The organism is Streptomyces sp. NPDC006372, assembly GCF_040612515.1.
Taxonomy (GTDB): domain Bacteria; phylum Actinomycetota; class Actinomycetes; order Streptomycetales; family Streptomycetaceae; genus Streptomyces.
On sequence record NZ_JBEXQJ010000003.1, the window covers coordinates 103,320 to 126,408 of the forward strand.

General features: G+C 73.1%; 16 protein-coding genes and 1 tRNA gene. 10 read left to right on the forward strand and 7 right to left on the reverse strand.

Translation table 11 applies throughout. The features are described from left to right. Nucleotides 1-2 precede the first annotated feature (2 nt). Nucleotides 3-512 (reverse strand): hypothetical protein, encoded by a 510-nt coding sequence (locus ABZ016_RS07575; protein ID WP_356915608.1) that lies wholly within the window; start codon nucleotides 510-512, stop codon nucleotides 3-5. An 84-nt stretch (nucleotides 513-596) separates the two neighbouring features. Beyond that, entirely contained in the window at nucleotides 597-2,477 is a 1,881-nt protein-coding gene (locus tag ABZ016_RS07580) for an ABC transporter ATP-binding protein (protein ID WP_356915930.1), read from the reverse strand. A 297-nt stretch (nucleotides 2,478-2,774) separates the two neighbouring features. On the opposite strand from ABZ016_RS07580, the gene ABZ016_RS07585 reads away from it, so the two are divergent. From ABZ016_RS07585 to ABZ016_RS07620, 8 genes are all read left to right on the forward strand, one after another. After that, nucleotides 2,775-3,674 (forward strand): lysylphosphatidylglycerol synthase transmembrane domain-containing protein, encoded by a 900-nt coding sequence (locus ABZ016_RS07585; protein ID WP_356915931.1) that lies wholly within the window; start codon nucleotides 2,775-2,777, stop codon nucleotides 3,672-3,674. Between the two features lie 254 nt (nucleotides 3,675-3,928). Further along, complete coding sequence (locus ABZ016_RS07590) at nucleotides 3,929-5,026, forward strand: mechanosensitive ion channel family protein (protein ID WP_356915609.1); 1,098 nt, start codon at nucleotides 3,929-3,931, stop codon at nucleotides 5,024-5,026. A 205-nt stretch (nucleotides 5,027-5,231) separates the two neighbouring features. Further along, complete coding sequence (locus ABZ016_RS07595) at nucleotides 5,232-7,451, forward strand: NADP-dependent isocitrate dehydrogenase (RefSeq protein ID WP_356915610.1); 2,220 nt, start codon at nucleotides 5,232-5,234, stop codon at nucleotides 7,449-7,451. Nucleotides 7,452-7,589: 138 nt separating this feature from the next. After that, nucleotides 7,590-8,399 (forward strand): N-formylglutamate amidohydrolase, encoded by an 810-nt coding sequence (locus ABZ016_RS07600; protein ID WP_356915611.1) that lies wholly within the window; start codon nucleotides 7,590-7,592, stop codon nucleotides 8,397-8,399. A gap of 490 nt (nucleotides 8,400-8,889) precedes the next feature. Next, entirely contained in the window at nucleotides 8,890-10,182 is a 1,293-nt protein-coding gene (locus ABZ016_RS07605; RefSeq protein ID WP_356915612.1) for a hypothetical protein, read from the forward strand. A 145-nt stretch (nucleotides 10,183-10,327) separates the two neighbouring features. Next, on the forward strand, nucleotides 10,328-11,167 hold the full coding sequence (locus tag ABZ016_RS07610; RefSeq protein WP_356915613.1) for a hypothetical protein: 840 nt from the start codon (nucleotides 10,328-10,330) through the stop codon (nucleotides 11,165-11,167). Next, the gene (locus ABZ016_RS07615) at nucleotides 11,164-12,258 is read left to right on the forward strand and encodes an ATP-binding protein (protein ID WP_356915614.1); all 1,095 of its coding nucleotides are present in this window, start codon (nucleotides 11,164-11,166) and stop codon (nucleotides 12,256-12,258) included. Before ABZ016_RS07610 ends, ABZ016_RS07615 begins: the two co-directional genes overlap by 4 nt. A gap of 53 nt (nucleotides 12,259-12,311) precedes the next feature. Further along, nucleotides 12,312-14,567, forward strand: a complete 2,256-nt coding sequence (locus tag ABZ016_RS07620; protein WP_356915615.1) for a hypothetical protein — start codon at nucleotides 12,312-12,314, stop codon at nucleotides 14,565-14,567. On the opposite strand, the gene ABZ016_RS07625 is transcribed toward ABZ016_RS07620, so the two are convergent. The 3 genes from ABZ016_RS07625 to fxsA form a co-directional block, all read right to left on the reverse strand. After that, entirely contained in the window at nucleotides 14,545-15,414 is an 870-nt protein-coding gene (locus tag ABZ016_RS07625; protein WP_356915616.1) for a hypothetical protein, read from the reverse strand. The genes ABZ016_RS07620 and ABZ016_RS07625 overlap by 23 nt on opposite strands. Nucleotides 15,415-15,604: 190 nt before the next feature. After that, complete coding sequence (fxsT, locus tag ABZ016_RS07630) at nucleotides 15,605-19,300, reverse strand: FxSxx-COOH system tetratricopeptide repeat protein (RefSeq protein WP_356915617.1); 3,696 nt, start codon at nucleotides 19,298-19,300, stop codon at nucleotides 15,605-15,607. Between the two features lie 124 nt (nucleotides 19,301-19,424). Continuing rightward, nucleotides 19,425-19,619 (reverse strand): FxSxx-COOH cyclophane-containing RiPP peptide, encoded by a 195-nt coding sequence (fxsA, locus tag ABZ016_RS07635; protein WP_356915618.1) that lies wholly within the window; start codon nucleotides 19,617-19,619, stop codon nucleotides 19,425-19,427. Nucleotides 19,620-19,874: 255 nt separating this feature from the next. Between fxsA and ABZ016_RS07640 the strand changes: the two genes are divergently transcribed. Further along, complete coding sequence (locus ABZ016_RS07640) at nucleotides 19,875-21,107, forward strand: FxsB family cyclophane-forming radical SAM/SPASM peptide maturase (RefSeq protein ID WP_356915619.1); 1,233 nt, start codon at nucleotides 19,875-19,877, stop codon at nucleotides 21,105-21,107. Between the two features lie 17 nt (nucleotides 21,108-21,124). Further along, nucleotides 21,125-22,588, forward strand: a complete 1,464-nt coding sequence (locus ABZ016_RS07645; protein ID WP_356915620.1) for an HEXXH motif-containing putative peptide modification protein — start codon at nucleotides 21,125-21,127, stop codon at nucleotides 22,586-22,588. Here ABZ016_RS07645 and ABZ016_RS07650 read toward each other — a convergent pair. After that, nucleotides 22,554-22,627, reverse strand: a tRNA-Pro gene (locus ABZ016_RS07650). The two genes, ABZ016_RS07645 and ABZ016_RS07650, sit on opposite strands and share 35 nt — an antisense overlap. Nucleotides 22,628-22,706: 79 nt before the next feature. Then, complete coding sequence (locus ABZ016_RS07655; protein WP_356915621.1) at nucleotides 22,707-23,021, reverse strand: hypothetical protein; 315 nt, start codon at nucleotides 23,019-23,021, stop codon at nucleotides 22,707-22,709. Nucleotides 23,022-23,089 lie beyond the last annotated feature (68 nt).

Sequence of the window (23,089 nt, forward strand, 5' to 3'; positions counted from 1 at the left end):
GGTCAGGAGCCGCCCGCGGTGGGGCCGATGCCGCTCAGCTCCCGGACGGTGCCGCCGAGTTTCGCCCGGAGGGGCTCGAGCATCTTCGGCTTGGCGCTGACCACCCAGCGCATGCCGACGAGGTACTTGCCCCCGTACACGCGGGCCGACTCCAGCCAGGTCTCCTTGAGTTTCTCCTCGGGGAAGGTGGTGATGAGGAAGTCGCCCTTCTCGGTGTGGCACACGCCCTCGCGCAGTTCGTCGGCCTCGGTGCGGATCTTCACCTTGCAGCCGGCCAGTCCGGCGATCACCTCCACCTTCGCCGGGGCGACGACGCCGGCGGCGGGAGCGGCGGCGGCTTTGCTCGGTGTCGCCGCCTTGCCGCCGCCGGCCGGCTCGTCGTCGCCACCGCCGCCGCAGGAGGTGACCAGGGTTAGCACGGCCAGCGCGGCGGCCGGTGCCGCCACGCGCATCCGGTGGGTGTGCGAGGGGGTCCGGTCGGTGGATCGTGCGTGCGGTTGCTGCTGGGACACGTCGCCTCTCCGCGTGCGGTCTGTTCTGCCCTGGCGGGCAGGCAGGGGTACTCGGAAGAGGTACGGATGCGCGCCCGGAACCGTTCACACGCTTTCCGCGAGAGAACTCTCCGTCCCGCCGAACTGGGTCCGGTACAGCTCCGCGTACCGCGCTCCCGCCGCGAGCAGTTCCTCGTGCGTGCCGCGTTCCACGATCCGGCCGGCCTCGACGACCAGGATCTGGTCCGCCGTCCGGACGGTGGAGAGCCGGTGGGCGATCACGACCGCGGTCCTGCCTTCGAGGGCTTCGGAGAGTGCTTCCTGGACGGCGGCCTCGGAGGTGTTGTCCAGGTGGGCGGTGGCCTCGTCGAGGATGACGACGCGCTGCCGGGCCAGCAGCAGCCGTGCGATGGTCATGCGCTGGCGTTCGCCGCCGGAGAGCCGGTAGCCGCGTTCACCGACCACGGTGTCGAGGCCGTCGGGCAGGGAACGTACGAGGTCGTCGAGCCGGGCCCGGCGCAGGGCGTCCCACAGGTCGGTCTCCGTGGCGGTGGGGCGGGCCAGGAGGAGGTTGGCGCGGACGGTGTCGTGGAAGAGGTGCCCGTCCTGGGTGACCATGCCGAGGGTCTCCCGCAGGGACTGGGCGCTGAGGTCGCGGACGTCGACGCCGCCGACGCGCACGGTGCCCCCGTCGGTGTCGTAGAGGCGCGGCAGCAGTTGCGCGACGGTGGACTTGCCCGCGCCGGAGGAGCCGACGAGCGCCACGGTCCGGCCCGGTTCGGCGCGGAAGGAGATGCCGTGCAGGACCTCGTCGCCGCCGCGCCTGTCCAGGGAGGCGACCTCTTCCAGGGAGGCCAGCGAGACCTTGTCGGCGGCGGGGTAGCCGAAGCGGACGTCGTCGAACTCGACCGCGACGGGACCGTCGGGCACCGGGCGGGCGTCCGGCTTCTCCTCGATGAGCGGCCGGAGGTCCAGCACCTCGAAGACCCGCTCGAAGCTGACCAGGGCGCTCATCACCTCGACGCGGGCACCGGCCAGCGCGGTCAGCGGCGCGTACAGCCGGGTGAGGAGCAGCGCCAGGGACACGACCGCGCCCGCGTCGAGCGTGCCGCGCAGGGCGAGATAGCCGCCGAGGCCGTAGACCAGGGCCAGGGCGAGGGCGGAGACGAGGGTGAGGGCGGTGATGAAGGCCGCCTGCGCGGTGGCCGTGCGGACGCCGATGTCCGCGACCCGGCGGGCGCGTTGCGCGAACTCCGCCGACTCCTCCTCCGGGCGTCCGAAGAGCTTGACGAGGGTGGCGCCGGGTGCGGAGAAGCGCTCGGTCATGCGGGTGCCCATCGCGGCGTTCAGCGTCGCCGCCTCCCGCTGCATGCGGGCCATCCGGCTGCCCATGCGCCGGGCCGGGATCACGAACACCGGCAGCAGCACCAGCGCCAGCAGGGTGATCTGCCAGGACAGGGTGAGCATTACGGCGAGCGTGAGCAGCAGCGTGACGAGGTTGCTGACCACCCCGGAGAGGGTGTTGCTGAACGCGCGCTGGGCGCCGATGACGTCGTTGTTGAGACGGGAGACGAGGGCTCCCGTACGGGTGCGTGTGAAGAACGCCACCGGCATGCGCTGGACATGGTCGAAGACGGCGGTGCGCAGGTCGAGGATGAGGTGCTCCCCGAGCGTCGCCGACAGGCGCCGGCCGAGGATGCCGAGTGCCGCCTCCGCCACCGCGATCAGTGCGATGAGCACGGCCAGGCGTACGACGGTGTGCTCGTCGCCGTCCGCGACGATCACGTTCACGACCCGCCCGGCCAGGACGGGAGTCGCCACGGCGAGCAGGGCGGTCCCCACGCCGAGCAGGACGAAGAGGGCGATGCGGCGCCGGTGCGGTCGGGCGAACACGCCGATGCGGCGCAGGGTGGTGCGGGCGAAGGGGCGGCGCTCCTGCTCGGCGTTCATGACGCTGTGCAGTTGTGTCCACGCTGTGGTTTCCATGCTCATGGCAGTAAAGGTAGAACCTCAAGCAATCTTGAGGTCAAGACGTTCGCGTATCTCCCCGGCATACCGCACAATCAGCCCGATCCCCCTCTCTCCGCTCCCCTCGCAAAGGCCCTTATGACGCTCTCCTCACAGCCGCTTCCCGCGCGTAAGACGCCGTCCCCGCTTCCGCAACCCGCCGTTGGCGGGGCGTGGGAAACCTCTTCGGACGTGACAGCGGTACAACTCCCCGAACTCCGCCCGGGACGACTCCCCCGTCGCGTCCCGGTCCGCCGCCTGCGTCAGATCCTGTGCCTGCTTCCGCTCCTGCTCGTGACCGTGGTCGCGGTACAGCACCGGTCGGTGCTCGCCGAGGGTTTCGCGCACTTGGGCACCGCCGAGTGGCCGTGGCTGCTGGCCGCGGTCGGCGCGACCTGTCTGACCTGGGTCGCCGCCGCCTGCACCCGGCAGGGAGCGGTGGTCGAACGGCTGCCCCGACGGCGGCTGCTCGCGACGCAGTTCGCCGCGGGCGCGGCCAACCACCTGCTGCCGACCGGGCTGGGCGCGAGCGCGGTGAACCTGCGGTTCATGACGGTGTGCGGACTGCCGCTCGCCCGCTCCTCGGCCGCCCTCGCGCTGTATCTGCTGGCGGAGAGCGTCGGCCGGGTGGCCCTGCTCGGCGCCCTGCTCGTCGCGTTCCCCGACGCGCTGCGGCTCGGCACGCTGCTGCCCGACGCGGCGTTCGGCCCGCTGCTGGCCGCCGCCGGCGTGGTGCTGGTCGTCGCGATCGCGGTGCTGGTTTTCGTGCGGCGGGTGCGCTCCGCCCTGGTGTCCTTCCTGCGGACGGCGCTCGGCGAGGCCCGTTCGGTCCACACCCGCCCGGCCCGGGCCCTGGCCCTGTGGGGCGGCTCACTTGCCTTCCCCGCGCTGCAGGCCTCCGTACTGGTCCTGGTGGGGCAGGCGTTGGGGCTCTCGGTGCCGCCCGCGCACATGGCGGTGGCCTACCTGGCGGCGACGGTCGCCGTGGCGCTGGTGCCCACCCCGGGCGGGCTCGGCTCGGTGGAGGCGGCACTGGTCATGGCACTGGTGGCGGCGGGCGGCCCGGCCGCGGTGGCCACCGCCGTGGTGCTGGCCTTCCGGGTCGTCACGGTGTGGCTGCCGCTGCTGCCGGGCGCGGTGACGCTGGCGACGCTGGTGCGGCTGAAGGTGATCTGACCGCCCGGCAGGCACCCGGGTTCGCCGGGCGGTCCGCGGTGGGATTCCGTCACCTCCTGCCCCGGTTCGGCCCGTTCCCCGGTACGGAACCCCGTGCGGAATGCGGCAGGATGAACGACCGTGCCGGCCGCGGGTCAGGGTGGTCCGGCGCGACGGAACATCCCGGAAAGACGAGCAGGTGACGACGTGACGAGACTTCATATCCGGCCGCAGGCGACAGTGTTCGCCGCAGTTCAGCGCCCCGGAGGTGAGCGGTGAACCGTGCGCTCACCGTGGACGACCTGGTCTTCGCCGGGATCGCCCTGGGGTCGGGTCTGCTGGCGGCCTTCGCGCTGCGCATGCTGCTGCGCTGGCTGGGCGGGCACGCCGACCGCACCCGCTGGACGGGGGACGACGTCATCGTGCACGCGCTGCGGGCCGTGGTGCCGTGGGCCGCGATCGTGGGCGGCGTGGCGGGCGCGGCGGCGGTGCTGCCGCTGACCCGCACGGTGCAGCACAACACCAACCAGGTGCTGACGGTGCTGCTCATCTTCGTGGCGACGGTGTCGGTGGCACGGGTGGTCACCGGACTGGTGCGCACGGTGACCCAGTCGCGTTCCGGTGTCGCCGGCTCGGCCACGATCTTCGTCAACATCACCCGGATCCTGGTCCTGGCGATCGGCTTCCTGGTGGTGCTGCAGACGCTGGGCATCTCCATAGCCCCGCTGCTCACCGCCCTGGGTGTCGGCGGTCTGGCGGTGGCTCTGGCGCTGCAGGACACCCTCGCCAACCTCTTCGCGGGCATCCACATCCTCGCCTCCAAGACCGTCCAGCCCGGTGACTACATCCGGCTGAGCAGCAACGAGGAGGGCTACGTCGAGGACATCAACTGGCGGCAGACGACGATCCGCAACCTGTCCAACAACCTCGTCGTGATCCCCAACGGTCAGCTCGCGAAGACGAACATGACCAATTTCATGCGCCCCGAGGAACAGCTGACCGTCCTGGTGCAGGTCGGGGTGGCCTACGACAGCGACCTGGATCATGTGGAGCGGGTGACCAACGAGGTCATCGCCGAAACGATGGCCGAGGTCGAGGGCGCCGTGGCGGACCACGAGCCGATCATCCGGTTCCACACCTTCGGCGACTCCCGCATCGGCTTCACCGTGATCCTGGGCGTCGGCGAGTTCAGCGACCAGTACCGGATCAAGCACGAGTTCATCAAGCGCCTGCACAAGCGCTACCGCGCCGAGGGCATCCGCATCCCCGCCCCGGCCCGGACGGTGGCGCTCCAGCAGGGCGCGGCCGTCATCCCGCAGCAGCGGACCGGCGAGATCGAGCCGGGCGAGATCACCGCGGCGCGCTTCGACTGAGAGGTCCTGAGGCGCTCCGCCGTGCGGACGTCGCCGACGGTGACCGGCGCGACCCTGCCGTAGGCCGTCGGCGACGCACCGCAGTCGCCCGTTCACCGTGGGGTGGCCGGTTGCCCGAAATCGGTCACGGACCCCTGTCGAGACGAGGTCGATCACGAGATATCTTGATGTCGAGCAATGTTGCAGACGTGGAGCGGAGCACCCGGTGACTGACTCGACCATCATCTATACGCACACTGACGAGGCCCCGGCCCTGGCAACGTATTCCTTCCTGCCGGTGGTCCAGGCGTACGCCTCGCAGGCGGGTGTCGCCGTCGAGACCCGCGACATCTCGCTGGCCGGGCGCATCATCGCCGTGTTCCCGGAGTACCTGAGCGAGGACCAGCGCATCCCGGACTCCCTCGCGGAGCTCGGCGAGCTGGCCAAGACGCCCGCCGCCAACATCATCAAGCTGCCGAACATCTCGGCGTCCATCCCGCAGCTCAAGGCCGCGATCGCCGAGCTGCAGGGCCAGGGCTACGCCCTGCCGGACTACCCGGACGACCCGAAGACCGACGAGGAGCGCGAGATCCGCGCCCGCTACGACAAGGTCAAGGGCTCCGCCGTGAACCCGGTCCTGCGTGAGGGCAACTCGGACCGCCGCGCCCCCGCCTCGGTCAAGAACTACGCCAAGTCCCACCCGCACCGCATGGGCGCCTGGACCGCCGAGTCCAAGACGGACGTGGCGACCATGGGCGTGGACGACTTCCGCTCCACGGAGAAGTCCGTGGTGATCGCCGAGGACGGCGCGCTCCGCATCGAGCTCAAGGGCGACGACGGCTCCACCACCGTGCTGCGCGAGTCCGTACCCGTCCAGAAGGGCGAGGTCGTCGACGCCTCCGTGATGCGCGTCGGCGCGCTGCGCGAGTTCCTGACCGCGCAGGTCGCCAGGGCCAAGGCGGAGGATGTGCTGTTCTCCGTGCACCTGAAGGCCACGATGATGAAGGTCTCCGACCCGATCGTCTTCGGCCACGTGGTGCGCGCCTTCTTCCCGAAGACGTTCGCGCGTTTCGGCGACAAGCTCGCCGCGGCCGGCCTCACCCCGAACGACGGTCTGGGCGGCATCTGGAAGGGCCTGGACGCCCTGCCGGAGGGTGCCGAGATCAAGGCCTCCTTCGACGCCGAGCTCGCCGAGGGCCCGGAGCTGGCGATGGTCGACTCCGACAAGGGCATCACCAACCTGCACGTGCCGTCGGACGTCATCATCGACGCCTCCATGCCGGCCATGATCCGCACCTCCGGCCACATGTGGGGTCCGGACGGGCAGGAGCACGACGCCCTCGCGGTCATCCCGGACTCCTCCTACGCGGGCGTCTACCAGGCCGTGATCGAGGACTGCAAGGCCAACGGCGCCTTCGACCCGTCCACGATGGGCACGGTGCCGAACGTCGGCCTCATGGCGCAGAAGGCCGAGGAGTACGGCAGCCACGACAAGACCTTCGAGATCGCCACCACGGGCACGGTCCGCCTGGTCGACCAGAACGGCACCGCCGTCATCGAGCAGACCGTCTCGGCCGGTGACATCTTCCGCGCCTGCCAGACCAAGGACGCCCCGATCAAGGACTGGGTGAAGCTGGCCGTCACCCGCGCCCGCGCCACCGGCGACCCGGCGGTGTTCTGGCTGGACGAGACCCGCGCGCACGACGCCAACCTGATCGCCAAGGTCAACACGTACCTCGCCGAGCACGACACCGAGGGCCTGGACATCCGGATCCTCAACCCGGTCGAGGCCACGAAGCTGTCGGTGGAGCGCATCCGCCGCGGTGAGAACACCATCTCGGTCACCGGCAACGTGCTCCGTGACTACCTGACCGACCTGTTCCCGATCCTGGAGCTGGGCACCAGCGCCAAGATGCTGTCGGTGGTCCCGCTGATGGCGGGCGGCGGCCTCTTCGAGACCGGTGCGGGCGGCTCGGCGCCGAAGCACGTGCAGCAGCTGGTCAAGGAGAACTACCTGCGCTGGGACTCCCTGGGTGAGTTCTTCGCCCTGGTGCCGTCCCTCGAGCAGTACGCCAAGGTGACGGGCAACGCCCGGGCCCAGGTCCTGGCCGACGCCCTCGACCGCGCCACGGCGACCTTCCTCAACGAGGACAAGTCCCCGACCCGGCGCGTCGGCGGCATCGACAACCGCGGCAGCCACTTCTACCTGTCCCTGTACTGGGCACAGGAGCTGGCCCGGCAGACCGACGACGCGGAGCTGGCGAAGGCCTTCGCCCCGCTCGCCGAGACGCTCGCCGCCAACGAGCAGAAGATCGTCGACGAGCTGATCGGCGCGCAGGGCAAGCCGACCGACATCGGCGGCTACTACCAGCCCGACCCGGCGAAGGCGGCGGAGGCCATGCGCCCGTCCGCGACCTGGAACGGCGTCCTGGCGTCCCTGAGCTGACGTCACCGGCCCCGGGCTGATCGCCCGACGGCATGCGACTCCGCCCCGACCGGCATGATGTCCGGCCGGGGCGGGGTCGTCTTCGGACAAGCTGAGGCCCCGAAGGAAACTTCTGACACCGTCCCGTGGAGCCGCCGCATGACCGACGCCCCGCAGTCCTTCGACGTCCTGCCCGGCGCCGAGTGCTCCCCCGTCATCCTGCACGTTCCGCACGGGGCGCGGGAGGTGCCGCCGTCCGTACGGGCGGACATCGTGCTCGACGACGAGGAACTCGCCCGGGAGCTGGACCACATCACCGACGCGCACACGGCGGAGATCGCCGAGGTGGCGGCGGGCCTGGCCGGAGTCACGCCGTGGCGGTTCGTCAACCGGCTGTCGCGGCTGGTCGTCGACCCCGAGCGGTTCCCGGACGAGCGGGAGGAGATGCGGGCCGTCGGCATGGGGGCGGTGTACACACGGACCACGCACGGCGACGTGCTGCGGCCCGGGCACGTCGAGGCCGGGCCGCTCGTCGAGCGGTACTTCCTGCCGTACGCGCGGGCGATGACACGGGCGGTGGAGGAACGCCTGGCGGCCACCGGGCGGGCGGTGATCATCGACGTGCACTCGTACCCCAGCGCCCGGCTGCCGTACGAGCTGCACGGCGAGGGGCCCCGGCCGCCGGTGTGTCTCGGCACCGACTCCTTCCACACCACCGACGGGCTGCTGCACGCCGCGCGGACGGCGTTCGGGGAGACGGAGCTCGACAGCCCGTTCAGCGGCGCCTACGTTCCGCTGGAGTTCTACGGCACCGACCCGCGGGTCGAGGCGCTCATGGTGGAGATCCGCCGGGACACCTACATGACCGAACCGGGCGGCCCCGCCGGGCCCGGTCTTGAGCGGCTCGCCGGCGCCCTGGCACGCCTCGTCGACGCCGTGTCCGGCTGGGCCGACACCGTGTCCGGCTGACCGGCCAGGAGGCGTCGTCGAGGAGGTAGGGGCGAACGCGGCGAACGGGTGGGTGACGTCCTCGACCACGCCATGTCCGGGACCGGACGCCGGTGTACCAGCGCGTGCGCCGCCGTCCGCTCGTTCACGCCGTTGTCCGGCCGGTGCGGGGGCGCACGGCTCGCCGGCAGCCCTGTCTTGCGGGGCCTCGCCGAGGCGCGGGGCGGACACGGGGCGCACCGGCCGGGCGGTGTGGATCCTCCCCAGGGGTGAAGAGCGTTCAGCGGCAGCCGCCACCGGGCATCGTGCAAGGGACGTCCTCGTCACGGAGGGACACCGGGCATGGGGCCACCGCGGGCAGCGGGAGAACGGCTGGCAATGGCGTTACCCGTTCGAGTGGTGGCGCCTAGGCTTGATTGCTCTCGCGGTTGCACATCCGTACCAGAAGGCGCACGCGGTGCCAGTGGCCCGGCTACGCTCGCGGCGGAACACCGGGGGATGGGGGGAGCCAGTGGAGAGGTCCCGACGCGACCGCGCCCGGCGGCCGAAGCTGCCGGCCGCGGTCCCCGCCGTGCTGCTCGGCGCGCTCGGCGCTCTGGTCATCGGGACGGTGACCGGCCTGGCGGCGGACCCGTCGCGCCTGGTCGGCACCGGCGGATACGTCTTCGCCACCGGACTGCTGCTCGCCGTGGGCCTGTACGGCAGCACGTACGGCATCGACCTCGCGGACCTGCGCCGTGATCTGCGCGGTGTGGTGGTGGCCGTCACCCTGGGCGTCCTCGTCAAGGCCGGCCTGATCGCGGGCGTCATGGTGCTGGCCTTCGACCGCCCGGAGTACCTGATCCTCGGCATCGTCGTGGCGCAGATCGATCCGCTGTCGGTGGCCGCCCTCAGCGAGGACGGCCACATGTCGCAGCGGGCCCGGTCCCTGCTCACGGCGTGGGCGTCCTTCGACGACCCGATGACGGTGCTGCTGACGCTGTACGTCGCCGGCTACGCCTACACGGCGGCCGGGAACGCGGGTACGCCCTCGGTGGTGGGCGGCGGTGCCCGCGGCTACCTCCTCGGGCTGGCGCTCAACGCGCTGCTGCTGGCCGGTGCCCTGCTGCTGTGGTGGGCGGGCGGCAGGCTGTGGCCCGCCCGGCGGGACGCCGGGGGGACCGAAGAGCCGGGAGATGCGGGGGCGTTCACGGAGCCGTGGAGGCTTCGCGGGCCGGCGACACCGCTCGCCGTGCTCCTGGTCGTCGCCATGCTCGTGCTCGCCGCGCTGCACACCCTGATGCTCGCCGTGGCCGTCGCCGGACTGTTCCTGCGCGCGAAGGCGTTCACCCGCCCTCTCGCGCGGGCGGTCACCAGCGCCTTCCTGCTCGCCACCGCCCTGCTGGGCCTGTTCGTGGCCCAGGGGGTGTCGCCGGCGCCGGGTCTGCTGCTCGGCGCCTCCGCGTTCGGGGCGCAGGCCGTGGTGGCCATGCTGCTGATGCCGCTGTTCGTCCGCGGGCTGTCCCGGAGGGACCGGTTCCTGCTGGGGATCGGCCAGCAGAACGGTCTCACGGCCGTGTTGCTGGCCCTGACCCTGGAACGCGACTTCCCGAAGACCGTCGGGATCGTCGCCCCGGCCGTGGTGACCGTCAATCTGCTGCACTACGGGGCACGGATCGGGTTCGGCTGCTGGTCGCGCCACCGGTCCCGGAAGACGCGGCAACCCGGGGCCGGGCAGGAGCGTCTCCCCGGACGTCCGGCGGGTGAGGACGGCACGGGGGCGGGGCGCCCGGCCACGGCCGACGGACTGCGGTCCTCCGCGTGAGCGAAGGGTGTGCGGCGGCCCGGAGGGGGCGCGGCCAGGGGAACGGGGAGGCCGGATGGGCGAGCGGAGAGCGAGCGGGCGACGGAACCGTAGGCGTGCCGTGTTCGGTGTCCCTGTGTTCGTTTTCCCTTTGTTCGGTGTCCCTTTGTTCGGTGTCCCTGTCCTCGCGCTGCTCCTGCTGTCCGCCACCGCCGGACGAGCCGCCGCGGACAGCGGAAAGAGCGATGTCCGTCTGGTGTACTGCCTGGCCGACGAGCACCGGCGCGACCTCAGGGACGCGGCACTGCGGATCGGTGTGGTGCGGCGTCCCGCGGGGGCGGCCGGCGGAGTGGGCGCCGTCGAGGTTCCCGGACGGGGCGGCGGTGTGCTGTCGCTGGACGAGTGGGCCGAACGGCACCGGGGCGACTTCGAGCGGGCGTGCGACGCGCTGATGGCGGCCGCGGGCGACCCGCCGGGGGCGTCCGCGGACCAGGGCGGTTCCGGTGGTCTCGGCGGGTTCCTCGACGGGGCGTACCTGCTGGTGACCGGTGCGGCGCTCACCCTGGTCGGGCAGATGACGGAACGGATCTCGGCGGAGCGGCGCACGCGCGGTCGGCAACTGGCGGCGGCCGTGCGGGAATTCCGGAGGATCGCATGGCTGTATCTGGCGGCGTACGAACAGGATCCCGAGACGGGCCACGGCGAGGTGCTGCGGGCCCGGGAGGCGCTTTCCGGCCTCCTCGCCCAGGTGCCCGGTCCCGCCCCGCGCCGCGAGGCGGCGCGGCGGATCGCGGACTCCCTCCCCCTGTCGGACGGACTGCCGCGCAGCAGGAACGGGCACCTCTTGCAACCGCACGAGAGAAAGAGCGAGGCGGACGGCGTGCGCACCATGCTGGACCGGCACACACGGGACGTGGCGGACCTGCGGAGACCGGCACCCGTCTGGTGGGTGCGCGGGCTGCGCGGCAGCGGCCGTTCCACGAGCGCCGGAGGACAACGCGAATGACCGACTCCGACTGGGCGAACCCCTACGGAGTGCGCAAGCCGTACGGCTCGAACGGCGCGAACCACGGTGACGGCGGTGAGTACGGCGCGAACGGCGCGGCCACGCTCAGCGCCGACCACCCCCTGGTGCCGTGGAAGCAGCCCGACCACGCGCACCAGTGGGTCGACGTGGACCACTCCCGGGAGGAACTGGACCGGTTCGGCAGGGACTGGCCCGAGCTCGGCGAACTCCTCGACGCCAGCGTGGGGCACGGCCGGGTGGTGATCGTCAGCGGACCACCCGGCATGGGCAAGACGACGCTCATCCACCGCTGCATCTACGAGGTGAAGCAGCGGGTGGCAGCGGCGGCGTCCGCGGCGGGCAACCCGCTCCCGGTGTTCGTGCCCACCGCCGGGCTGGAGAACGACGGCCGCCGGATCAGCGTCGACCCGGACGGCTCGTTCGCGCCGACCCGGCTGATCAACGCCCGCATACGCCGCGAGATAGCGAAGAAACTCCTGCTCCACGAGTTCCCGGAGTCCCGGGTACAGGCGATCGTCGCGGAAGAGGATCCGTACCAGGCCTACGGTGAGATGAGCGATCTGCTGGTGCAGCGCAACGCGCTGCTCTTCGCGGTGATCCCGCACATCCGGTGGAACGACGCTCACCTCAGGGCGGCGTTTCTGCGCACCTGTCTGAGCCATGCGCACACCAGGATCGTACTGTTCGTCGAAGTGAGCCACGGCGCGGCGGAGACGGCGAGGGAAGTGGCCACCGCGCTCAGCGGATCGGCGGCGGTCACCCATCTCGCGCTGCGCGAGCTGAACTCGGAGGACATCTGGCGGTTCAGCCACAGCGCCCGGGCGGCGGGCGGCGGGGCGCACGTCCTGGTCGAGCCGGACAGGAGCTCGCTGATGGCGGCCCACGACGAATGGAAACCCTCCGACGTGCGCGAACTGCGGAAGGTGTTCCACTCGGCGGCGGCCGCGCTCGCCCACTCCCCGCACCCTTGGCCGATCGACGCCGACGCGCTCAGACCCCACTGGGAGCGGCGGCGGGCGAACCGCGACGCCCTGCTCCGTGCTCCGATCCGGCCCCGCCCCGGCGGCTGACGCCCGCCACGCCACCCCGACCGCGCCTCTCAGGACCCGCAAGGAGTGCCATCGTGGCCGCAAACAGTGCAGACACCTGGTACAGCAACCCCTTCCCCCTGGTTCCGGTCGTGCGGCTCGGCCCGTCGGCGGACCTCGGTGAGGCCCCGGTCGAGGCCGCGGACTCGGGCAACGCCCATGTCCCCACCCAGATCCTCGGGGAACTCCAGGGCCTGGTGCGCGACTACCTCCGGGACCGGCCCCGGGGTGGCCGGCGCGGCCGGGCCATCGCCGTGGTGGGTGAGTTCGGTCTGGGCAAGAGCCATGCCGCGCGCGAGGTCTGCAACGGCCTGACCCGTCCGGACGGCCCGGCCATGTGGATCGTCGACGAGCCGGTGCAGGACTTCGGCCGGATGTACCGCGACCGGTTGCGCGGCCCCGCCGACACCCCGGAGGGGCGCGCCGCGTTCGAGGAACTGGTGCGGGACTACTACGCCTACGTGACGGCGGTCCGGGTCGGTGAGCAGAGCGCGGACCCGCAGCCGGGCCGGCCGGACGACGTCCCGCTGGACGACATCGCCCTCGACGACATCGCCAGCGGACTGCGCGACCGTGTCCTCGACCCGGACAAGGTGGTCTCCGCCCTGCGCTACGACCCCGAGGTGATGCACGCCGATCTGCGGGTCACGCTCGGCGAGGTGACGGAGCACCGCCGGTTCGCCACCGCGCTCGCCCTGCTCCAGGACCCCCGGTTCACCTCGATGGTGTGGGCGTGGCTGACCGGTGACCAGCCCGCCCAGCAGCTGAGGGAACGCGGCATCAAGGACGCCGTGACGGGCATCGACCCGGTCTTCGACGCGCTGGCCGTCCAGGGCTTCCTGCACGGCCGGGTCGGCAAACCGTACGTCCTGCTGATCGACTCTCTGGAGAAGGTCCTGGACTGGCCGGAGGAGTCCCGGCGTACGTTCGTCGACGCTTTCGAGCGGCTGGTCAACGTGTATGTGAGCCGGGGCGGTCTGCTGGTGTTCTGCACCTCGCCGCGCGGGCTCAACGCGTTCCGCCCGAGTCTGCACGAGCGCGTCGTGCAGCTGTGGCCGACCCGCTTCACCACGGAGCTCACCGGCGAGCTCGTCGCCGAGTACGTGGGATCGGGTGCCCGTCCGGGCCGGGACGGGGACGGGGCCGGGCGCGGACCCGTGCCCTTCGACGCCGAGTCGGTCGCTATCCTCCAGGAGCTCACCGGCGGGGTGCCCCGGGAGATCCTCAAGACCTGTCATCACGCCTGGCAGTTGAGCGAGGACCGGCGGGGCGCGGTCCGGGAGGTGACCGCCGCGACCGTGCTCAAGGCCGTACGCGGTCTGCACGACAACGTGTCCGAGGACCAGGTGCTCTCCACGATCCACGACGCGCTGGCCCTCGGACAGTGGCGCATCGCGTCGTCCGACCCGGTCCCGGCGCGGGCCGCGTCCGACGACGGGCCGCTGGTGGCGTACTGGCTGGAGCCCGTCCCCAACGCCTACATCGCGATCGTGGTCACCGCGTCGGTGCTCGTCGCGGACGACGAGGAGCGCGTCACCGCGCGGGTCCGGGCGCTGCGGGGCGTGTTGCATCCGGCGCGGGCCGAGGTGCTGCTGGTGGTCAACGGTCTCGTGTCGCGGACCATGCGGGACCGGCTGGCGCGTTCGCTCGGCTCGCAGCCCCTGGTGTACCGTCCGGGCGACTTCCCGGCGGCCGTGAACCAGGCCCTGGACCGGCTGCGGACCCGCCTCACGGAGCTGCGTCAGGAGGCCGATCTGGCGGAGCTGACCAGCGAGTTGCGCAGTGCGCTCGGCGAGCACGGCTCCCAGCTGGGGCAGTTGCGCCGGACGGTGAGCGATCTGGCCCGGCGCGATCTGGTGGTGACGGCGCCCGGACCGGCGCGGTCGGCGCTGCCGGAGCCCGTGGAGGGGCGGTTCGAGGAAGTGTTCGCCCTCCTCGACACGGCTGTGGGACGGCTGGCCGGCGGCTTCGGCGAGGGCGATGGCCCGCCCGTGCGGACCGGACGGGCCGATCTGACGGCCCTGGGCTGCGCCACCCTGGTGCGGCAGCTGACGGAGCGGTTCCGCGCGGGCGCCGACGCCTGGTTCCGTGCCGCCTCGTCCGCTGCGCCCGCCGAGGAGCAGTGGGCAAGGCTGCGCCGGATCTGCCGCGAGTACGAGACGGCGGTGGAGGTGCTGCCCGTGCAGTCCCTCGGCGGCGGCCCCGCGCACCGGCCGACCGCGACGCGGGCGGTGGAGGGGCTCGCCGACGAGGTGTGGAGCGGGCTGGTCAGCGCGGTCCGGGCGCAGTGATCGCGCCCAGCGCGTCCACCAGTTGACGCAGCCGGCCCTCCGCGTGGTCGACCTGCCGCTGGTCCAGCGTCACCCCGAGGACGTAGTCCCGCGGCGACAGCCAGAGCACGTACACGGCGCCCTCCTGCACGTCCAGGACCAGGCGGTCGGCGGGCGGCCGCACCACCAGCCGCAGCGCGTCGGTCAGCCGGGCCAGATGGCCGCGCAGACTCTGGGCGAGGTCCCGGTAGGCGGTACGGCGTGAGCGCACACTGACGTCGAGGAAGCGCGGGCCGAGTTCGGGGCTCTCGAAGACGTCGCCCGCGCAGACGAGTTTCCAGTCCCGGTAGAACGCGGCGTACTGCAGGTCGAGGGTGTTGACGTGGGCGCCCCACACGGCCCGCAACCGCATCTCGGACGGGCTGTCGCGCTCGGCCGCCGTCCCGAAGTCGATGCGCAGTCTCCCCTTGTGCTCCGGCAGCGGCTCGGCCAGGTCCGTCAGGCCGCCGGGCAACTCGTCGGGCAGGTGGTGCACCTGGGTGCGGATGGTGGAGACGAGGCGGTTCATGGCCGCGTCCATGGCGGGCACCCCGCCGGGCGTGTCGGTGAGCGCGGACAGGTACTCCCCCGCCTTGACCCGGCCGCCCCACAGGCCGCCGTGCGCGTTGGCGAGCACCACACGCATCAGCTCGCCCGTGCCCAGCGGCCGCATCAGCGCGCCCAGGTCCTGGGTGCACAGCAGGAGCCGGCTGCCGGGCAGGGCCTCGTTCGCGAGGTCCTCGCCGCCCACGGTGACCAGGCTGCTCAGCGGCGGGCAGTCGCTCCGGCGGACGACGAAGTCGATGATGCCGTTGCTGTAGTGGGACACGGACCTGAGCGCGTGGACGTCGACGAAGGCCCCTTGGCACAGCTCGGTTATTCGTCCGTGGCCCTCCGGGGACCAGTGGGGCTCCGTGAAGAGTTCGGTCTCCGGGTGCGGGGCTGCTGCCACGTACGCTCACCTTTCCGTCGGGGATTGCCCGGGTGTCCGGGCGACGGTGCCGGGCCCGGCGCGGGGCCTAGATCCCGGGCAGTTCCAGATCGATGTCGAAGTCCCTGGCCGGTGCGGTGGTGGTCCGGGAAGCGAGCCGGGCGTGGTGCGCACCCACTCGTCGCCCGTCGGGGCGATGCCCCATGTCCAGGTCCCGCAAACGACGCAGGGCGCGCTCGGCGAGTCCGGCCGCCTCCTCGACCCGCCCGGACGCGGCGAGCGTGGCCGCGAGGGAGTTCTCCGCGGCGGACACCCAGGCGTGGCTGTCGCCGAGCCGGTCCTCCAGCAGGTTCAGCGCGGCCCTGCCGACGGCCTCGGCCTCCTCGACGGCTCCGGTGGCCCTCAGGTACACCCCGAGCCGGACCCCGGCCAGTCCGGCGTAGGGATGCCACGGGCCGAGCGTGTTCTCCAGGACGCGGCCGCACCGGCGGGCCTCGTGTCCGGCCTCGTCGTGCTTGCCGAGGGCGTGCAGATCGGCGGCCAGGCTGAAGCGGCAGCGCACGGTGTCGAGGTGGTCGGCGCCGAACCGGCTGGTGTACTCGGCGAGCAGCCGCCGGTCGCGTTCCAGGGCCTTCTCGTAGCCGTAGACCGTCTCGTGGGAGCGGGCGGAGTTGTAGGTGATGCGTCGTTCGCTGACGGCGAGGCCGAGTTCGATGCGGAGCCGGGTGCCGGTCCCGGCGTCGCCGTGCCGGTGCAGCCACTGCCGCAGCAGGTCCTGGGACTCGGCGTCGCGGCCCAGCGTGCGGTAGACCCAGGCGAGCAGGTCGGCGAAGCGCCAGACGGCCGGGTCGTCCTCGCCGCCGACGGCCTGGCGGTAGCGGAACCGGGCGAGGAGCCGGGCCAGTGCGTCGGGGGCCCGTCCGCTCAGGGCCTCGGTGAACGCGAGGTTGTGCTCGGCCTGCACGGTCGCGGGGTGCTGCGGGCCGAGCAGCAGCGTCAGGCCCTCCAGCACCGGGCGGGCCTGGAACAGCGCGTCGGAGAACCTGCCGAGGGAGCGCAGGACGGCGCCGTAGGAGTCGGCGGACAGCAGCGTTCTGGGGTGCAGTGGGCCCAGCAGTCTGCGGTGGCCGCGCAGGGCCTGCTCGGACAGCTGCCGCGCCTGTTCGTAGGCCCCGTCGAGACGGTGGGCGCGTGCGGTGAGGTTGAGCAGGCGCAGGTACTCGGGTGACGGGTCGTCGCCCTCGGGGCACCAGGCCGTCCGGGCGCGGTCGGAGATGTCGAGCAGGCGGGCCAGGTCGGCGGTCTCGCCGCGCTGGCTCAGGGCGTTGAGGTGGCGCAGCAGGGAGCGCCGGACGGCCGGCCGGTCGTCCTCCCACAGACGCAGCGAGTACACCTCGCGCGCCCAGTCGGCGGACAGGCCGCGGTTCTCGTCCGGGGTGAACTCGGCGAGGGTGCCGCGCAGCACCCCCTCGATGTGGGCGCGCTCGGCCGGTTCCATGCCGGCGCGGACGGCGTCCCGTACCGCGTGGTGCTGTCCGAGGGGCTGGTCGGACCGGTCGAAGTCGACCTCCAGGAGCCCGACCCGGGACAGGGACCACAGGGCGACGCTCACCATGTGCTCGTCGGGCAGCCGCAGGTCGGCCGGGGAGTCGTGCGCCGGCGTGCCGTCGGGGTGCCGGGCGGTGGTGTCGTCGCGGGCGAGTTCGGAGAGGATCCGCCGCGAGCGCAGGAGTTCGAGTCCCATGCCGCGGCCGGTGAGCAGGGAGGCCGCGTTCAGCAGCCAGCCGAGGGCGTCGCTCGTGCGGCTCTCGGCGCGCCAGGCGGCGGCGCCCGGCGTGTGCAGCGCGGTCTGGCGGGCCACCTGCACCATGACCGTCACGGGCGGGGCCGCGTCCGTGCGTTCGAGCTGGGCCTCCTGGGCGGTGCGGTAGTCGGCGAGGAGGTGCTGGACGGCGGCCCGGGCCGCGGCCGGGTCGCCCATGCCGTCGTCGCGCCGGTGGGCCGCTGCGCGCTCGGCGAGGCAGAGGGCGGCGATGCGCACGGCGAGCGGGACGAAACCCAGGACCTGCCCGACCCGCTGCGCCTGTTCCTCGTCGATCTCCGGGAGCCGTTCCCCGAGGACGGCCCGGCACTCGGCCGGCGCCATGGGCGGCAGGGCGAAGGCCGCCATGCCGGGCGTGGCCGGGGCGGTGCGGCTGGTGATCAGTACGTGCCCGCGCGCGTGCGGCGTGGGCAGCAACTCCCGCAGGTCGTCAGGGGTGTCGGCACCGTCGTAGACGAGCAGCCAGCTCTGCGTGTCGGTGCGGGAGAGGTGCTCGAAGAGGGCCGGGGAGGCGCCGTCGCCCGTCGTGGTGAGGTCCAGCCGGCCGGCGAGCCGGTTCAGGCCGCGGCGGGCGCGCGGGATCTCCCAGGACCGCACCCACCACACCACGTCGTAGGCGGAGCCGAAGCGGTGGCACAGCTCGCGGACGGTCTCGCTCTTGCCCCAGCCGCTCGCGGCGTGCACGACCAGTGGGGTGCGGTCCCGGCCCGCCGTGTGCAGTTCCTCCAGGAGACTGCCGAGGACCTCGTCCCGGCCGACGAAGCCGCTGTAGCGGGGGGCCACGTTGGTCACGGCGGGCAGCCGAGGGAAGCGGGCGCCGGGGGTGCTGTCCGCCGGGGGCGGGGCGCCCAGGCCGAGTCCGGAGTACAGCCGCCGCGCGGCCTCGTCCTCGTCGGTGCCGCGCAGGTCGATGCGTTCGTGGTGAGCGGCGCCGGGGTCCGGGAAGGGCTCGTCGGCGAGGACGATCCGGACGTCGGGGTGGGACAGCGCGGCGAGTTGGGCGAGCGCACCGTGGTCCATGTCCGCCGGGGAGAGGAACAGCAGAGCCGTGCCGGGCGCCGGCCGGTCGCCGGAGTAGGCGTCCTGGGCGCGTAGTTCGGTTCGGATGCCGCCGCGCCGGAACTGGTCCTCCAGCCAGGCGGCCCAGGGGGCGTGGCGCTGGGAGTGGACGATGGTGACCCGGCCGAGCGGCACCGGCCGCCGGTTGCGGAGCCAGTCGGCGAGCCGCTCGTAGTAGGGGCGCAGCCCCGTGACGGACCCTTCGGGCTCGCTCTCCACGGCGAGTTGCCGGGTGTCCAGGTAGAGGGGGTTGTAGGGGATCTCCAGGAAGGCGACCTCGGAGGTGCGGCCGGTCCGGGCCAGGGGGCCGAACTTGCGGCGCACCCGTTCACGCGCCCCGCGCAGCCGGTCGTGGGACTCGACGTTGCTCTTCAGGCCGAGGGCCAGCAGCCGCACGGGCCGGTCGGAACGGCCCCCGCTCAGCTGCTCGGCCAGGGCGGCGGCACCGTCGATGGACCAGGCGGTCATCGCGAAGCAGAGCACCAGCGAGTCGGCCAGGGAGCCGAGCCTGCCCTCCGGCGGCGCGCCGGGCGCGTCGGGCAGCGGGGCTTCGACGAGGACGTGGTCGTAGCGGAGTACGACGGTGTCCGAGGCGAGGGCGAGGAGCCCGGCCGCGTCCCGCCGCGCCACGGAGAAGATCCGGCCGGACACCGGCTCGGGCACGGACGCGTCCGGGTCCCGGACGCCGGCGGACTCGGACGAGGCCGTGTTCGCCGAGGTGCGGGTGGGGCGCTCGGGTACCGGCGTCCCGGAGGCGCGGCCGTCCACGATCAGGACACTGCGGTTGCTCGCGGCCAGCAGATCCGCGACGTTGCGCACCGTCGTGCTGACCCCGAGGTTCTCCGCGGTGGAGCAGAACAGAGCGAACCGTCCGGGGCGGTCGGCTGCGTGGGTGTCGGGCATGGCCACTCCGCTTCGGACGGCAGGTGCTGGACGGTGGGGCACGACAGGCAGAGAGGGTCAGTATAGGGCGGGTTGCCCCTGATCAGGCGGTTTCGCACGAGGGTGGCGTCGGCCGCAGGACCGGTCACTGGCTCTCGTCATGGCCGGTGACGAAGGGGTCGCCCGCGGTGCGCCCCGTCCGCAGCCGGCGCAGGGTCTCCCCGAGCACCGAGGGCGGCAGTGCGGCGACATCGTCCAGCGGCACGTCGGTGAGGTCCAGTACGACGGACTCCAGGGTGACCTCGTCCCGCTCGGCACCCGCTTCCTCGAGCTCTGCCATGCCCCATCCTCCGCGGTGCCCGACGGACGACGCGCCGCGGCGGCCCAGCACCCCTGCGCGTCCGTGTCCGGGGACTCGGTGTCCAGTGTTGACGTCCCCACGGCGCCCCTGATGAAAACGGCTAGTTTCGGGCGGTGACGGCCCGGGCGACGGAATCGCGTTATTGACGCTCTGTCAACGGCACCGAATACTGGGCCCAATGGCGCGGGCCGGGCGGGCACCGGGCCGGGTCGGCATGCGAACCGGGGGGTACGTATGGATCGACTGCGCCCCGCGGAGCCGCCGTGGCCGGTCGCGGCGGATGTCGCGGCGAGGGAAGCGGCCGGTTGGGTGCCCGTACCGTTCCACTCCTTCGTGCTCAAGGTGCACAGCCGCTGCGACCTGGCCTGCCAGTACTGCTACATGTACCGCTCGCACGACATGAGTTGGCGCGGGCAGCCGCGCACCATGACACCCGACACGCTCGACCGCACGGCCGGGCGCATCGCCGAGCACCTGGCGGCGCACGGCGTCCGCGAGGCCGGGGTGGTCCTGCACGGGGGCGAGCCGCTGCTCGCCGGGGAGGCCGCCGTGGGCCGGACGGTCTCGGTCCTGCGTGCCGCGGTCGGCCCGGACGTGCGGCTGCACCTCAGCCTGCAGACCAACGGGGTACGGCTGACCGAGCGCTGGCTCGACCTGTGCGCCACGCACGGCATCCGCGTGTCGGTCAGCCTGGACGGCGACCGCGCGGCACACGACCGGCACCGTCGCGGCGCCGACGGCCGCGGCAGCCACGCCCGCGTCACCGCGGCCCTGCGGCGACTGGCCGAAGGACCCCATCGCGAGCTGTTCGCGGGCCTGTTGTGCACCATCGACCTCCGCAACGATCCGGTGCGCTGCTACGAGCATCTGCTGACGTACCGGCCGCCCGCGGTGGACTTCCTGCTGCCGCAGGGCAACTGGCGCACTCCCCCGCCGGGCCTGGCCCCCGGCCGGCCGGGCACGCCGTACGCGGACTGGCTGTGGCTGGTGTTCGAGCGGTGGTACGGGGCCCGGCGACGGGAGACCCGGGTGCGGCTGCTCGACGACATGATGACGCTGCTGCTGGGCGGTACTCCCCGGACCGAGGCGCTGGGCCTGGCCCCGGTGCGGTACGCCGTGGTGGAGACGGACGGCTCGCTCGCCCAGGACGACACCCTGCGCACCGCCTACCACGGAGCCTCGCGGACCGGCCTCCACGTCCGGGACGACACCTTCGACGCGCTGCTGCGCCATCCGGGCGTCGCGGCCCGCCAGTGGGGTGCCGACGGCCTGTCCGCGCAGTGCCGTGACTGCCGGCTGCGGCAGGTGTGCGGCGGCGGGCACTACGCCCACCGCTACCGGCCGGCCACCGGGTTCGCCAACCCCAGCGTCTACTGCGCCGATCTGTCCGCGCTCATCCTGCGGGTCAGGGAGCGGCTGGCGGGAGACCTGGACCGGCTGCGCGGCGTGCCGGCGGAAGCCGCATGAGGCGGGCGGGGACGCCGGTGCCGCTCCGTGTGCCCGGCAGGCTCTTCACCGCGCTCGCGGCGGGCGGGGGCGGGGCCGAGGCCCTGGACCTGCTGGCCCGCGCGGAGTACAGCCGCCGCCTGGCGTGCGCGCACGCGGTCACGGAGGCCGCGCGTGCCGTCGGCGGCGGTGTGGCGGACGCGGCCGGGCAGGCGTGGGAGCTCCTCTCGGCGGCCCACCGGGCCGAGCCCCGGGCGGTGTCGGCGGTGCTCGGGCATCCGTCGGCGGGTACCGCCCTGACCGGTCTGCTGTCCCGCCTGGACCGTGCCGTCGAGGCCGGGGGCACGGGCCCCGGGGTGGAGGGGTCGGGTGAGGTGCCGATCCGCTGGTTCAGCGCCCTCGCGGCGGCCGCCGCGGTCCGCGCGGGCGTGCCCGCGCGAATGTGCTGGCCGCTGACGACGGACCGGGTCTTCCTGCCCTCGCTCGGCGGTGCCGACTGCCCGGGCGCAGGGCCCGGTGACCTGGCCGAGGTGGAGATCGACGCGGGCGGGCGGGCCCGGATCGGGGTGGCGGGGCGGTGTTCGACGCCCGGCCCGGTCGTGGTGCCGCGGGCCCCCTACGGGCCGGCGGGGCGATGGCGGGCCGCGCACCGGCTCGTACTGCTGGACACGGGCGCGCCGCTGTTCCTGGACGATGTCGACCCGCTGCGCTTCCCCGGCGTGCCGGAACGGCCGCTGGGTCTGACGGCGGACGAGCTGCGCTGGTGGGAGGCCATGACCCGGGAGGCGTGCCGCCTGCTGCGGGCCCACCACCCTGAGACCTATGCCGAACTCGCCGCCGGACCAAGGACGTTGGTGCCCCTCGGGAGCTCGGGCGGCTTCAGCGGAAGCAGCGCGGAGGCCTTCGGGGCCATGGCGTTGTCCCGGCCGCGAACCGGTCGCGGCCTCGCCCTGTCCCTCGCCCACGAGTTGCAGCACAGCAAGTTCGCCGCCGTCCTGCACCTGTTCGACCTCTTCGAGGCCGAGGGCACGGAGCGCTACTACGCGCCCTGGCGCCCGGATCCGCGCCCGCTGGTCGGTCTGTTCCACGGGGCGTACGCGCACCTGGGGGTGGCGGACTTCTGGAACCGCCGCCGCGCCGTGGAACAGGATCCCGGCGAACTCGCCCGGGCCGAGGCGCACTTCGCCCGCTGGCGGTCGGGCGCCCGGCAGGCCACGGAGGTCCTGCTGGCCTCCGGGCGGCTCACGGCACTCGGGCAGCGCTTCGCCGAGACGATGCTGCACACCCTCGACGCCCTGTGCCGTCTCCCGGTCCCCGCCGAGGCCCGCCGCCTGGGCCTCGCCCTGGCGGCGGAGCACCGGAAGGAGTGGGCGCGGAGGAACGGCGCGCCGGAGGCACCGTCGATCGAAACGGCCGGAGGCCGTATCGGCGAACTCCGACACGGCCTCCGGCCTGCTGCCTCACATGTCGGGACGACAGGATTTGAACCTGCGACCCCTTGACCCCCAGTCAAGTGCGCTACCAAGCTGCGCCACGTCCCGATGCGTCTCGCGCGGGTGAACCGCGTGATCACGCAGGTCAACCCTACCCCATGGGGAGAGTGGGACGGGGAGGGCGGGCTCAGCCTCGCGGTCCCCGGGATGACAGGTGTTCGGAGTGCGGGGCGCCGTGGGGGTGGGTGCCGAACAACTGCTCGCCGGTTTCCGGGAACTCGTCGCGCGGCCCCCGGCGGCGGCCGGTCCGGGCCCCGGTCCAGCCGACGAGGCCCGCTGTCGAGACGGCCACGGCGAGAACGGCCCACCAGGGGATGTCCGCCGTGGTCGCGTGACCGGCACAGGCCGCGACGGCAAGGAGTGCCGTGACGGCCCCTCCGGCACACCGCCGGTGCCGCGTCTCGTCCACGTCCTGGTCCCCCTTCGCCCGCGCGATCGCCATGCCCTGGGATTCCCGCCCCCGGGCATATGCCGCAAACAATACGCGAGGCCGACGGTAACTCCCTACCA

Bases quoted from the DNA above. Each gene is read 5' to 3' on its own strand.
- fxsT (WP_356915617.1), bottom strand. From the start codon at position 19,300: ATGCCCGACACCCACGCAGCCGACCGCCCCGGACGGTTCGCTCTGTTC.
- ABZ016_RS07580 (WP_356915930.1), bottom strand. From the start codon at position 2,477: ATGGAAACCACAGCGTGGACACAACTGCACAGCGTCATGAACGCCGAG.
- ABZ016_RS07600 (WP_356915611.1), top strand. From the start codon at position 7,590: ATGACCGACGCCCCGCAGTCCTTCGACGTCCTGCCCGGCGCCGAGTGC.
- ABZ016_RS07655 (WP_356915621.1), bottom strand. From the start codon at position 23,021: ATGGCGATCGCGCGGGCGAAGGGGGACCAGGACGTGGACGAGACGCGG.
- ABZ016_RS07615 (WP_356915614.1), top strand. From the start codon at position 11,164: ATGACCGACTCCGACTGGGCGAACCCCTACGGAGTGCGCAAGCCGTAC.
- ABZ016_RS07640 (WP_356915619.1), top strand. From the start codon at position 19,875: ATGGATCGACTGCGCCCCGCGGAGCCGCCGTGGCCGGTCGCGGCGGAT.
- fxsA (WP_356915618.1), bottom strand. From the start codon at position 19,619: ATGGCAGAGCTCGAGGAAGCGGGTGCCGAGCGGGACGAGGTCACCCTG.